Origin of the sequence: Alkalibacterium sp. f15, assembly GCF_049389645.1 — a bacterium.
GTDB lineage: Bacteria > Bacillota > Bacilli > Lactobacillales > Carnobacteriaceae_A > Alkalibacterium.
Map to the genome: position 1 here is coordinate 1,937,920 of NZ_CP186540.1, position 13,751 is coordinate 1,951,670.

Genomic DNA, 13,751 nt, shown 5'->3' on the forward strand with positions numbered 1-13,751 from the left:
GAGGAGGAACGACAGTGGAAGAAAAAGTGATGAGAACGAATCAAAGCAATCCTTATGGCGAAATAGAAGTGGCACCTGAAGTGATTGAAATTATTGCTGGCATGGCTGCTAATGAAGTAGATGGCGTGTATGCTATGCAGGGTAAATTCCCTAAAAAAATGAAAATCGTCTTTGGCAAACCTAATCATAAAAAAGGTGTGCATTTAACATCAGACGAAGAGGGTTTAAAAGTAGACATCTATTGCTACTTTAAGTTCGGTGTAAATGTACCCAAAGTTGCTCAAGCCATACAGAAAAAAGTGCGAGAACAAATCTTTCATATGACTGATATTACTTTAGCGGAAGTAAACATTCATATTGCAGATATCGTACCCGAAAAAACATCATTCCAGGATCTATTTGACTTGGATAAGGAAGAGGATGAGGAATAGTGACAACTGTAAGGCGTGTAATTAGGGAAAAAGCCTTTCAGTCTCTTTTCCAATTATCTACCCATGATGGATTGACCATAGACGAAGCTATTCAATTAGCACTTGATAGTACGTTATCTTTGAAGGAAGAGCGTACTTTAGAAGAAGCTATGGCGTTGATTTTACCTGAAGAAAAAAGCAACGAAGGTATCGTAAATGATGCCTTAGCCTATCTAAAAATATTAGTGAGTGGTGTTCAGGAACATCGTGACGATATCGATCAGACCATTACAAATCATTTGAAAAATTGGACGATAAATCGTTTGGAACGAACAAACTTGCTGTTGCTTAGATTGGCAACTTACGAATTGCTTTATCAGCCTGACGTTGATAAACGCATCGTTATGAATGAAGCTATAGAATTAACTAAAACATTTAATGATGAACAATCAAGTAAGTTCGTAAATGGGATACTACAGAGTATTGCCGATAACAGATAACACTTTTTGTCGTTCCCAAATTATCTGCTTTTGCATGGAAAGGCTCTATAATTGAGAAAAAATTAAGGGCGGTAAGAGAGGGCGAGAAGTAGACGAGTGAGACGTTCTACTTTTTGGCTCTTTTTCTATTTACATAGGCAACAGAGATAAAAGATCAGGAAGGATAGAAGCGAATGGACCAGGAGTACCTAACAGTCACGCAATTAACGCGTTACGTTAAACGCAAGTTTGATTATGATCCTTATTTAGAACGCGTATTTGTTAAAGGAGAAATCTCGAACTTCAATCCCAAAAGGCGTAACAGCCATCAGTATTTCAGCATCAAAGATCAAGGAGCTAAACTGTCGGCTGTTTTATTTTACAATGAGCAGAAAAAGCTGACCGTGGATCTGGAAGAAGGCATGAGTGTCTTAGCTGTCGGCCGCTTGTCAGTATATGAAAAAACAGGGTCTTATCAACTTTATATCGATCATATCGAGCCCGAAGGATTAGGCCAACTTTATGCGGCATATGAACAGACCAAAAAGAAATTGGCTGAAGAAGGCTGGTTTGACAGTGATCGAAAAAAACAACTCAAGCGATTCCCTAAAAAAATCGGGATCATCACGAGTCAAAGCGGCGCTGTTATCCGCGATATTCAAACGACCATAGAGCGTCGTTTTCCAATCGTAGAGTTGTATCTTTTTCCTACCGTCGTTCAAGGAGAAAAGGCGGCAGATTCAATCGTTAAAAGCATTCAAAAAGCGGACCAGGAGTATGACCTTGACACCTTGATCGTCGGGCGTGGAGGAGGCTCCTTTGAAGACCTCTTTCCATTCAACGAGGAAAAGGTGGCACTGGCCATCGCGCTTGCGCAAACACCTATCATTTCATCCGTTGGTCATGAAACAGATACGACCTTGGCCGATCTAGCTGCTGATGTAAGAGCGGCGACTCCGACTGCGGCAGCAGAACTAGCTGTACCTGTTTTGACGGATGAAGTAGGAAGGATCGATTTAAACCGCCAGCGCGTGATGCAGGCCATGACCACAACGATCAGACGAGAAAAAGAAAGAGTCAGCCGTTTGGAACAGTCTTATATCTTTAGACAGCCAAGACGATTATATGATGGCTATAGTCAGAACCTTGACCAATTGAAAGAACAACTGGTGCGCCGGATGGATGAGCAGCTTAAAGAAGATAAATACCATGTACATTTGTTGAACCAGCAATTGAAATCATTTAATCCAAGCGCTCAAGTCAAACAAGCGTCATTAAACGTGGATCAACTAACAAAACAATTGATGACAGCAACAAAACAGCACGTAAAAAATGAGCAGAATGATGTGAATGCTTTGATTCAATCACTCGATCATTTATCGCCCTTGAAAATCTTGAGTCGTGGTTATTCGATCACGCAAAGTGAAAAAGGCATTGTGAAATCAGTCGATCAAGTCAAAGAAAACGAACGTATCGATATAACCGTGGCGGATGGTTTCATACAAGCCACTGTAGAAGCGACGATCAAAAAAGAAATCGAATAAAAGGAGACTATTATGGATAAAGAATTAAGCTTTGACGATGCAATGAAAGAGCTGGAAACCATTGTTCAAAAACTAGAACAAGGGGACGTTCCGCTTGAGGCCGCGCTGGATCAATTTCAAGAAGGCATCAAACTGAGTCGCTATTGTAAGAGCATTGTAGAAGATGCAGAAAAAACAGTGACTAAAATGATCAACGAAAACGGCAGCGAAGAAATATTGGAAGATTAAAAATACAATTTGATGCAAGTTTGGTTGAATGACGATAAAGGAGTCTACTATGCATTTTCAGACGTTTACAAAAGAGTATAAAGAACCATTTGAAACGTATCTAATCGAGTTGATCACAAACGAAAGTCAGACAGTCATCGAAGAAGCGATGTGCTATTCCTTGGAAGCGGGTGGGAAAAGATTACGTCCATTACTTCTTATTGCTTTAGTCAAGGCATTCAAAAAAGATGAAACACAAGCGTATCCTTTCGCTGCTGCTCTGGAAATGATTCACACGTATTCCCTGATTCACGATGATCTACCGGCAATGGATGATGATGATTTAAGAAGAGGGAAGCCGACAAACCATATCAAATATTCCGAAGCAACGGCTATTTTAGCTGGCGATGCGCTGCTGACCAAAGCCTTTGAAGTCATGACAGATGGGACTTGTTCAAATGAAATCAAACTCCTCCTGATCAAAGAATTGGCTCGATCATCCGGTTATGAAGGGATGGTCGGGGGACAGCAAGCCGATATGGACGGGGAACATAAACAATTAAGTCTCATAGAAATAGAGTCTATTCACTCCCGCAAAACAGGGATGCTGATTCATTTCGCCTTTAAAGCTGCAGGTCTGCTTGCAAAAGTCGATGCGGAAACATTAAATGACTTGAATACCATTGCCAAGAAGATAGGCATCGCTTATCAAATAAGGGATGACATTTTAGATGTCAGTGGTTCTGAGGAAGAACTAGGTAAACGTGTCGGAGCGGATGCAAAACAGGGTAAGAGTACGTATCCGTCATTACTCGGCATGGAACGAGCACATAAGCTTTTTGACGACCAATTAAATGAAGCTTTGCTCTTAAACAGAGCCATTCTTGAACGCGAAGAAAACTATGATGAAGAGTTGCTGGACTCATTTATCGAATCGTTAAAATTGAATTGATGGTTTTTATAGAGGTGAAAAAGTGAAAAAAGAACGAGCAGATGATTTACTTGTAGAGCAAGGATGGGCAATAGACCGCGAAAAGGCTAAACGATTGATCATGTCAGGCAAAGCTTACACGAGTAAGGAAGAACAAATTTTTACAGCCGGTGAAAAGTTACCATATGATACCACTGTGTATATCAAAGGAGCAGATCAGCTCTATGTCAGTCGCGGTGGAATAAAATTGGAAAAAGCCCTTGAGGTTTTTGGCATTGTATTAAAGGAGCGGGTCGTTTTAGATATCGGCTCCTCAACGGGTGGCTTCACCGATGTGTGCTTGCAGCAGGGAGCAAAGCTTGTTTATGCCCTTGATGTCGGGACCAATCAGTTAGCGTGGAAACTGCGGATCGATGAGCGTGTGGAAGTCATGGAACAAACTAATTTCAGACACGTCACAGCTGAGAATTTTAAAAAAGGGATACCTGATTTTGCAACGATTGATGTCTCATTCATATCTCTAAAAAAAATATTTCCAACTTTAAAAACAGTTTTAGCTACCGGTGGAGAAGTGGTCGCACTGATCAAGCCGCAATTTGAAGCAGTCAAAGAAGATGTTGGCGAAAGAGGGATCATAACAGATCCAACTGTTCACCAGTACGTGCTGAATGACATTGTTAATTTTTTGTATGATGAAGGATTTGAAGTGAAAGAGGTCATTCCTTCACCCATTAAAGGTGGAAAAGGAAACAAGGAGTTTTTGGCTCACATCGCATTCAACCGAAGTATAAGTGAGCTTAAAACAGATCATTTGAACAACGTAATAAAGGAGACTCTTTTCGATAATTAGTCATGTGTATATTTCAAAACGAGATATTAATATTTTTACGTTCTATGCATAAAATGTCTTGCAAATGTCATTAAAAAGCAAGACGTGGTTATTGGCACTTAGGCTTAAAAGCAGTATAATAAGAGTGTATAAACTGTATAAATATACTGATGTGCTGCGGGGAAGGTGCGAAGGTAAATAGCATAGGAGTGAAAACCTTGAAAAAGAAAGAGAGACACCAATTATTAAGAAAGCTTGTGCAGCAGGATATTATTCGTAAACAAGAAGATTTTGTCGACAGATTGCACGAAAGAGGTATTGAAGTCACTCAAGCGACGATTTCAAGAGATATTAAAGAACTTCAGTTGGTAAAAGTACCCGCTAAAGACGGCGGATACCGTTATAATTTACCTCCTGAAATGAATTATAATATATCTAAAAAATTGTCACGATTGATGAAGGATGCGTTTGTTTCTATTGATATACAAAGAGAGTTTGTCTTGATCAAAACGCTCCCTGGAAATGCTTTTGCATTAGGCTCATTGATAGAAACAGCGAAATACAGTGAAATGTTTGCCTGTGTATCCGGAGATGATACGGTTTTGATCATTTGTCGTGATGAAGAAAGCGCTGAGCGTTTCCAAAGAAGAATTATCGCCTTTATTTAACTCAAACAATAAAGGCTTAGGAGGTTTGTCTTTGTTAGAATCGTTACGAATAAAGAATTTCGCGATTATTGAAGACTTGTTTTTAGGTTTTAATGCTGGAATGACTGTCTTAACAGGAGAAACGGGAGCAGGTAAATCCATCATCATCGATGCAGTGGGTTTGCTGGCTGGAGGCAGGGGTTCGATAGAATTTGTTCGTTTTGGAGCTAAAAAGTGTGTGCTCGAGGGAGAATTCAGCTTTAAACCATCAGTAGACTTGATGGGCTTACTCGGTCAGCACGAAATAGAACACGATGACCATACGTTGCTCATTCAGCGGGAAATTTTTACGAGTGGGCGAACAGTTTGCCGAATAAACGGGAGCATCGTTACTATTGCAGTACTAAAAGAAATCGGAAGTCAATTGATCGATATACATGGACAGAATGAACATCAAGAACTGATGGTGACTGAAAATCACAGCCATTTACTCGATTCTTTTGGCCCGAAAGAATTGTTGTCGACAAAAAAAGAATATCGAAAAGTTTTTCATGAATATAAGCATTTAATTAAAGAACGTGAACAATGGCTATTCAACGAACAGGAACTTGCTCAACGACTGGATATATTAAGATACCAGGTCAAAGAGATAGAAGCCGCAGACCTTCAGCCTAATGAGGAAGAAGAGTTACTTGAAGAAGAGAAAAAGCTGGTGAATCATCAAGCCATCGTAGAAGCTTTGTCTTCAAGCTATGCTACCTTACAAGGAGAAGAGTATAGCGGTCTGGATAGCGTTGGTAAAGCAATGGAAAAAATGTCGGCTGTTGAAAATATCGACGAGTCATTCAAACATATTTCTGAAAGCCTGTCGACGGCGTTCTTTCAGCTACAAGAAGCGGCGAGCCAGATATATGCTGAACTAGACGGTTTGGAGTACGATGAAGAGCGACTGAATGAAATCGAAGAACGCTTAAATTTAATTCAACAACTTAAGCGGAAGTACGGCAATTCTGTCGAAGCTATACTAGAGCACTTTGAAAAATCTGATAAAGAGTTGAAACAGCTTGAAAACAGAGAAGAACAAGTGGATGGATTGAGCAGAAAAATAACAGCGACTCAAGCAGAAGCACAAAAGCAGGCGAGAGAGTTGTCTAAGTTAAGAAAACAAACAGCATTAGAGTTGGAAGAACGTATTCAGGAACAGTTGAAAGAACTTTATATGGAAAAAGTTAAATTTTCCGTGATTTTTAAAGGTTCAGAGGAAGCAGAGGCAAAACTGGCTTTAACTGAACAAGGTTTTGATAAAATCGAGTTCTTTGTTTCGACGAACCCGGGGGAACCATTAAAAGCGTTAAATAAAGTAGCATCAGGTGGAGAACTTTCACGTATGATGCTCGCGATGAAGACGATATTCTCTCAATCACAAGGAATTACAAGTATCATATTCGATGAAGTGGATACAGGCGTGAGTGGCCGCGTTGCCCAAGCGATAGCAGACAAAATTCATTCTGTCGCTAAGCACTCTCAAGTATTATGTATCACGCATCTTCCGCAAGTGGCGGCTATGGCGGATCAGCATCTCTACATCAAAAAAACAATTGAAGCAGAACGCACACAAACAAGCGTTGAGAAACTTGCTGAAAATGATAGGGTTGAAGAAATTGCCCGCATGTTATCAGGAGACGAACTGACTCAATTAACGAAAGAAACTGCAGATGAGCTTTTAAAACTAGCACATGCGAAGAAAAAACGTATAAAAAAAGAGTCTCTTGCCTAGGTACTAGACGAGAGACTCTCTGAATTATTTAATTGTTGAGAAATTACATCATGATGCTGAATAAAGAAGCAAATACTGGGATAACCATAGTAAGAACAAGAACACCGATCATAACACGTGTCATTGTACTTGAAGTTCTTTTATCATTTTTATTTTTAGGCATAGGTTGTGCACCCACTTTCTTAAATCTTTTACGCTATAAGTGTACTGAAATTGGAAGGGAAATGCAAGTGAGAACTTGAGAGTTTCCAAAGTGTTCATATTTTGTTAATATAAATAGGTAAGCATTGTAACAAATAATGACAATGAATAAGTACTTTAAACAGGAGGAGATTTATTAATGAGTAAACAAGAAGTCGGCGTTATAGGTATGGCCGTAATGGGTAAAAACTTAGCTTTAAATATTGAAAGCAGAGGATATTCCGTTTCTTTATACAATCGTACATCTTCAAAAACGACTGCTGTTATTGAAGAAAATCCAGACAAAAATGTGGTCGCAACTTATGAATTGGAAGAATTTGTCAATTCTCTGGAAAAACCAAGAAAAATTTTGTTGATGGTTCAGGCTGGTAAAGGAACAGATGCGGTCATTCAACAGTTACTCCCCTTCCTTGATAAAGGAGATATTTTAATTGACGGCGGTAACACCTTCTATCAAGATACCATCCGTCGCAGCAAAGAGTTAGCTGATTCAGGAATCAACTTTATCGGGACTGGTGTTTCTGGTGGTGAAGAAGGTGCACTAAAAGGACCTGCAATCATGCCGGGTGGACAAAAAGAAGCATACGATTTAGTGTCACCTATTTTAGAGAAGATTGCAGCGAAAGCTCCAACTGACGGAGAACCATGTGTGACGTATATTGGACCAAACGGTGCAGGCCACTATGTCAAAATGGTTCATAACGGTATCGAATACGGTGACATGCAGTTGATAGCAGAGTCGTATAACTTGTTAAGAGATATGGTTGGTTTATCAAACGAAGAAACAGCAGAGGTCTTCAATGAATGGAACGAAGGCGAACTGGACAGTTTCCTCATAGAGCTTACAGCTGATGCATTGACTAAAAAAGATCCCGAAACAGGAGAATTCATGGTCGATGTCATTTTAGACCGTGCCGGAAATAAAGGAACAGGTAAATGGACATCACAAAGTGCCTTGGATTTAGGTGTGCCGTTACCACTTATTACCGAATCTGTTTTTGCGCGCTATATTTCAGCTTTGAAAGATGAACGTGTTGAGGCAAGTAAAGTGTTGCCTAAACCCGCAACCAAAGAGTACACAGGTGACAAAAAAGAATTGATCGAGAAAATGCGTGAAGCTTTATACTTCAGTAAAATCATGAGTTATGCACAAGGTTTTGCACAAATGCGCACAGCTTCTGATGAATACGACTGGAAACTCGAGTACGGTGAAATTGCCAAAATATTCCGTGCCGGCTGTATTATTCGTGCACGTTTCTTACAAAAAATCACGGAGGCTTACGAACGTGAGCCCGAACTTAAAAACTTAGTGCTAGATGAATACTTCTTGGATATTGCCGATAGATATCAGCAGTCCGTTAGAGATTTAGTTGGTTTGGCTGTTCAAGCAGGCGTACCAATACCGGCCTTTTCATCGGCCATCGCTTATTATGATTCTTATCGTTCAGAGCGTTTACCAGCGAACATTATCCAGGCTCAACGTGATTACTTCGGAGCACATACGTATGAGCGTGTAGACAAAGAAGGAACATTCCACTTTGACTGGTACGGTAATGAAGGCGAAGAAAACTGGGATTGATCAAGCAAGATAATAATGAATAAGTAAGATTAGTAGGTTTTCATTTCGAGAACCTACTATTTTCTTGTCACAATTCGTTATAACTTGTTATAAAATATTAAATTAGACTCTTCTAACATTTCTAATTAAACAAAAATATGGTAAACTTAAAGAGCATAATAACAGGCATTATAACACTAATTTATAAAAATAAATGCACATAAAAGAAGTAGGAGTGGAAACCGTGGCAAAGATTTTAATTATAGAAGATGAAAAGAATTTAGCTCGATTTGTTGAATTGGAATTAACCCATGAAGGATTTGAGACAGAGGTCCGTTTTGATGGTCGTTCAGGTCTTGAAGCTGCAACAGATGAAACTAAAGAGTGGGATATTGTATTACTTGATTTAATGTTACCCGAATTAAACGGGATCGACGTGGCACGTCGTATTCGTCAAGTTAGTAATGTGCCAATTATCATGATGACGGCAAGAGATTCAGTCATTGACCGCGTTTCAGGTTTTGATCATGGTGCTGACGATTACGTAGTCAAGCCCTTTGCGATCGAAGAATTATTAGCGCGCATGCGTGCCTTGCTTCGTCGTATCGAAATCGAAACCGAAGAAAATGTGAGTCGTCAAACGACCATCACATACAGAGACATTACGGTAGAAAAAGAAAACCGTGTCGTCAAACGCGCAGATGAAGTCATTGAATTGACGAAGAGAGAATACGAGTTACTCGTTGAATTAATGGAAAACTTGAACATTGTCTTGTCACGTGAAGTATTATTGAATAAAGTCTGGGGATACGAAACGGAAGTTGAAACCAACGTGGTTGACGTGTATATCAGATACCTGCGCAACAAAATCGATGTTTCCGGAAAAGAAAGCTACATTCAAACGGTTAGAGGGACAGGATACGTGATGCGTACGTGAAACCTCAAGCAGCCGTTGATACAAAAGGAATTAACGAGAAAAAGCGAATTTCTTTAAGATGGAAATGGACTATCGGGGCTGCCATTGCACTATTTTTAACATACACTATATTTTCCACTATTTTATTCATTACCTTTCAGCAAATCATGATAGATAATGAACAACAAGCCGTTAGAAATGTGATGGTGAATTTAACTGAACAGTTTGGACAAAACTTTTATGAATTAACAGAAGAAGATGTTGAAGACACATTGAATCAGCAGGAACTATATTTAACACCTGAAATGCCGATTATGGAAGAAGTTCAAAATCAGAGAAGTACACCATTGCGTGCGAGCCAAGGCAGTATTGTTATAAGAGTATATAACACTAGCGACCAACTTTTATATGAAACGAATGATGTTGATATAGAATTTGTACCTAAAGAGACGTTGCAAATCGAAACTATAGAAAAGGGGCCGAGCGGTGAAGCCTTATCGGCAACAACACCAGTTTACTCGTTCTTAAATAATGAAAGAATTGGCTACGTCCAAGTAATCAACACGTTGTCATCCTATCATCAGCTATTTAGAAGTGTCTTGGGAGCAATATTGCTGACCGGAGTTATCGCTTTACTTTTCAGCGGAGTCATCGGTTATATTATTGCCATCTCATTCCTCCAGCCGATTCGTCGGTTGACTGAGGCCATGCACATCGTTGAAAAAGATCCGGAATCCCGTGATCGTATTGACGTGGGGGATGGTAACGATGAATTGACTGAGTTAGCCAATGCGTATAACTCGATGCTGGACCGTATGCAACGCAACATTGAACAGCAAAAACAGTTTGTTGAAGATGTGTCGCATGAATTACGCACACCCGTTGCGGTGGTTGAAGGTCATATGAAGCTCTTGAACCGCTGGGGTAAAGATGATCCGGTCGTTTTAGATGAATCGCTGAGTGCGTCTCTTCAAGAAATCGAACGAATGAAGAGTTTGGTCCAGGAAATGCTCGACTTATCACGTGCTGAACAAGTCGAAATTCATTACAAAAACGAACGGACTTCAGTTAGAGAACTTATCGATCAAACCTATAATAACTTTAAACTTGTTCATCCGGACTTCACCTTTATCCTGGATGATGATTTGGAAAAAGAAGTGTACATCAATATTTATCGCAATCACTTAGAACAGATTCTCATTATTCTGCTTGATAACGCGGTGAAATACTCTACAGATCGCCATGTTGTGCATTTAAGCGTGTCCGATGATGGACCTAAAATTCAAATCGCTATTCAAGATTTTGGTGAAGGAATGACTGAAGAAGATACTGAGAAAATCTTCCATCGTTTCTATCGTGTAGACAAAGCAAGAAGTCGACACAAAGGCGGTAACGGATTAGGATTGTCTATCGCCAAACAATTGGTAGAAGGCTATCATGGTAAGATTTGGGTAGAAAGTGTCCTGGATCATGGCTCGATTTTCAGAATTGAATTACCTAAACTAAATGAAAAAGATCTGAAAAAAATAGAAGAGTCTGAACGAGCTTCTAAAGCTTTAACGAAAAAATAAAATGAATAAGCTAAAATAACTCCGCGACATACTGATTCTGGTATGTTGTGGAGTTTTTTTCGTGAAATTTAATGATAAATAAATTGGATGGGCAGTTAATACTATAGATGAATAAGAAGTTTTCAAAATATAAGGAGGTTGAAAATGGAAAAAAAAATTAGAAAGAAATCGTATCAGTTACAATACCTGGAATCGGTGAATACCCGAACCAAATTACCATATGCTCAACAGCAATACCTGTTGAATCTTAAAAAAGGATATGAGGGAGAACAGAAATTTGATGAACGGATCGAAGAACACTTTGAAGATGATGTAACAGTTATAAACGATTTACTTGTTTCGTATAACGGATCGACCGCACAAATAGATACGTTACTGGTTATAGGAGACACGTTTTACCTATATGAAATTAAAAATTACGAGGGAGAATTTCAGAAATTACCAGGTCAATTTCGAAAGCTAAATGGCCAGGAATTCATTTGTCCAAGTATTCAATTAAATCGAGCTAAAAAAGTCCTGGAACAAATGATTAGTCAATGGAGTGAAGCCGTAGAAATTAAACCTTATGTCCTTTTTATTAATGCATCATTTACTTTATTTGATGCTCAAACAAGTGATCCGTTTATACTGCCGACCCAAATAAATAACCACCTTGAGAAACTAAAAAATAGAAATACAAAATTATCAAAAGGACAGGTTAACATCGTAAACAAACTCCAGTCAGAGCAGTTAAGTAATCAAAGATATAAGGAAACTTCTCATGAATTTAAATATGAGGACATGAAGAAAGGAATAATTTGCAATGGCTGTCAGTCCTTTAATGTGATAGTAACTGAACGTAAAGCTACTTGTCTTGAATGTGAAAATGTTGATGATATAAATCGTTTAATTCTTAGTCATGTTGAGGAGATTGAGATGCTATTTCCTAAGTTGAAAATTACTACATCACTTGTTTATGATTGGATCGATGGAAGCATATCGAAAAGAAGAATAGGAAGATTCCTCAAAACACTACTATAGAGTAAATATATTATCGATAGTATAGTAAAGATAAAAATAACAATCTGAATCAGCAGTTTCACGGTCGACATGTCGAACTCAGAAAGAATTCCGAGTTGAATCTGCAGTTTCACGGTCGACATGTCGAACTCAGAAAGAATACTGATTTGAATCAGCAGTTTCACGGTCGACATGTCGAACTCGGAAAGAATACTGATCTGAATCAGCAGTTTCACGGTCAAAATGTCGAACTCAGAAAGAATACTGATTCGAATCTGCAGTTTCACGGTCGACATGTCGAACTCGGAAAGAATTCCGATTTGAATCTGCAGTTTCACGGTCGACATGTCGAACTCAGAAAGAATACTGATCTGAATCTGCAGTTTCACGGTCGACATGTCGAACTCAGAAAGAATACCGATCTGAATCAGCAGTTTCACGGTCGAGATGTCGAACTCAGAAAGAATTCCGATCTGAATCAGCAGCTTCACAGTCGACATGTCGAAATACCTAAGAAGGACAGCAATCGCTCAGGCGATTGCTTACCAACTGAAAAATATAAAAAAATGAAACGACGTGTCAATGGACACGTCGTTATCCAATCAAAAACAGGGTAAAGAAAAAGGAGACTCAGTTGAGTCTCCTTTTTTCATAATAATCAGTCACGTTGTTGTTTACCTGAATTGCGGAGCTCTTTCTGTTCGAACGGGCTCTGGTTACGACGTTTGTTTCTAGCGGATGGTGCTTGATTAAGCTTCGTGTCAGTTTCAGTAGCTTGAACTGTTTTACGTTCACGTAGTTTACGTTTAATAATAGGTTTTCCGCCGTGTTTTTTCTCCATCTCTTTTTCTAATTTTGGTTTGTAGTACAAATTAGTGATAAGAGATTGACCGATTGCTACAAAACCACCAGCAAACCAGTATAATGTCAGTCCTGCTGGACCAGTGATTGAGAACATTAGAATCATCACTGGACTCATGTACATCATGGTACCTGATTGTTTGCGTGTTTCTTCGGGCATGCCAGCCTGCATGACTTTAGTTTGAACGAGATAAACAACACCAGTCAGTACGGCGAGTGGAATACTGCTTTCGCCCAAATTGATTCCCAGCCATGAAGCGCTCTGAATGGATTCGGACATTCGAATCGCTTGGAACATTGCTGTGAAAACTGGTAGTTGAATGAGCAGCGGTAAACATCCTGATAAGCCGCCCAGCATGTTGACGTTATTCTCTTTGTAAATTTCCATCATTTCTGCTTGTAAGTCTTGTTTTTCCTTCGCATCGTCTGTTTCTTTCATTTCTGCCTGGATTTCATCTGTAACAGGTTTAACTGTTGCCATCTTAGCCTGTTGCTCTAAAGTCGCACGTTGTTGTTTGATTGATAAGGGTAAGATGAGGATACGAACGATAATGGTAATGACAATAATTGCCAGTCCGTAACTTCCAGTGAAATCTGCTAGTATTTCTATGAACTGTTGTGTAGGTAAAACGAGATAATCAAATAAAAATTGAGAAAAGCCACCAGTAGGCGTTCCACTTTCGTCAACTCTCATGCAACCTGATAAGAACAAAACGATGGAAAGCATTCCACCTGATAAAAGCCATCTTTTAGTACGGTTTTTCAATTGTATTCAATCCTTTAATTTTTATAGTGGTGTCTCTCTATTGCTTTCACGCTAT

The 13,751-nt window shown here is 39.2% G+C and carries 14 protein-coding genes; 13 read left to right on the top strand and 1 reads right to left on the bottom strand.

Features of this window, described 5'->3' with window-relative positions; translation table 11 throughout:
* Positions 1-29: 29 nt before the first annotated feature.
* From ACO1PF_RS09400 to ACO1PF_RS09460, 13 genes are all read left to right on the top strand, one after another.
* Positions 30-431 (top strand): Asp23/Gls24 family envelope stress response protein, encoded by a 402-nt coding sequence (locus ACO1PF_RS09400; protein ID WP_423190540.1) that lies wholly within the window; start codon positions 30-32, stop codon positions 429-431.
* Complete coding sequence (gene nusB, locus ACO1PF_RS09405) at positions 431-910, top strand: transcription antitermination factor NusB (protein WP_423188795.1); 480 nt, start codon at positions 431-433, stop codon at positions 908-910. Before ACO1PF_RS09400 ends, nusB begins: the two co-directional genes overlap by 1 nt.
* Positions 911-1,083: 173 nt before the next feature.
* Positions 1,084-2,433 (top strand): exodeoxyribonuclease VII large subunit, encoded by a 1,350-nt coding sequence (gene xseA / locus ACO1PF_RS09410; RefSeq protein WP_423188796.1) that lies wholly within the window; start codon positions 1,084-1,086, stop codon positions 2,431-2,433.
* 12 nt (positions 2,434-2,445) lie between these two features.
* On the top strand, positions 2,446-2,661 hold the full coding sequence (locus ACO1PF_RS09415; RefSeq protein WP_423188797.1) for an exodeoxyribonuclease VII small subunit: 216 nt from the start codon (positions 2,446-2,448) through the stop codon (positions 2,659-2,661).
* Between the two features lie 49 nt (positions 2,662-2,710).
* Positions 2,711-3,592 (top strand): polyprenyl synthetase family protein, encoded by an 882-nt coding sequence (locus ACO1PF_RS09420; protein WP_423188798.1) that lies wholly within the window; start codon positions 2,711-2,713, stop codon positions 3,590-3,592.
* Positions 3,593-3,614: 22 nt separating this feature from the next.
* On the top strand, positions 3,615-4,421 hold the full coding sequence (locus ACO1PF_RS09425) for a TlyA family RNA methyltransferase (protein ID WP_423188799.1): 807 nt from the start codon (positions 3,615-3,617) through the stop codon (positions 4,419-4,421).
* A gap of 197 nt (positions 4,422-4,618) precedes the next feature.
* Positions 4,619-5,068 (top strand): arginine repressor, encoded by a 450-nt coding sequence (gene argR / locus ACO1PF_RS09430; protein WP_423188800.1) that lies wholly within the window; start codon positions 4,619-4,621, stop codon positions 5,066-5,068.
* A 31-nt stretch (positions 5,069-5,099) separates the two neighbouring features.
* Complete coding sequence (recN, locus tag ACO1PF_RS09435; protein ID WP_423188801.1) at positions 5,100-6,824, top strand: DNA repair protein RecN; 1,725 nt, start codon at positions 5,100-5,102, stop codon at positions 6,822-6,824.
* A gap of 340 nt (positions 6,825-7,164) precedes the next feature.
* Positions 7,165-8,604 (top strand): NADP-dependent phosphogluconate dehydrogenase, encoded by a 1,440-nt coding sequence (gene gndA / locus ACO1PF_RS09440; protein WP_423188802.1) that lies wholly within the window; start codon positions 7,165-7,167, stop codon positions 8,602-8,604.
* A 223-nt stretch (positions 8,605-8,827) separates the two neighbouring features.
* Positions 8,828-9,520: a response regulator transcription factor gene (locus ACO1PF_RS09445; protein ID WP_423188803.1), complete on the top strand. Its 693-nt coding sequence runs from the start codon at positions 8,828-8,830 to the stop codon at positions 9,518-9,520.
* The gene (locus ACO1PF_RS09450; protein WP_423188804.1) at positions 9,517-11,070 is read left to right on the top strand and encodes a HAMP domain-containing sensor histidine kinase; all 1,554 of its coding nucleotides are present in this window, start codon (positions 9,517-9,519) and stop codon (positions 11,068-11,070) included. Before ACO1PF_RS09445 ends, ACO1PF_RS09450 begins: the two co-directional genes overlap by 4 nt.
* A gap of 144 nt (positions 11,071-11,214) precedes the next feature.
* Positions 11,215-12,090, top strand: a complete 876-nt coding sequence (locus ACO1PF_RS09455) for a nuclease-related domain-containing protein (protein ID WP_423188805.1) — start codon at positions 11,215-11,217, stop codon at positions 12,088-12,090.
* A gap of 95 nt (positions 12,091-12,185) precedes the next feature.
* On the top strand, positions 12,186-12,686 hold the full coding sequence (locus ACO1PF_RS09460) for a hypothetical protein (RefSeq protein WP_423188806.1): 501 nt from the start codon (positions 12,186-12,188) through the stop codon (positions 12,684-12,686).
* A 41-nt stretch (positions 12,687-12,727) separates the two neighbouring features.
* Here ACO1PF_RS09460 and yidC read toward each other — a convergent pair whose 3' ends face one another.
* Positions 12,728-13,696, bottom strand: a complete 969-nt coding sequence (yidC, locus tag ACO1PF_RS09465; protein WP_423188807.1) for a membrane protein insertase YidC — start codon at positions 13,694-13,696, stop codon at positions 12,728-12,730.
* Positions 13,697-13,751 lie beyond the last annotated feature (55 nt).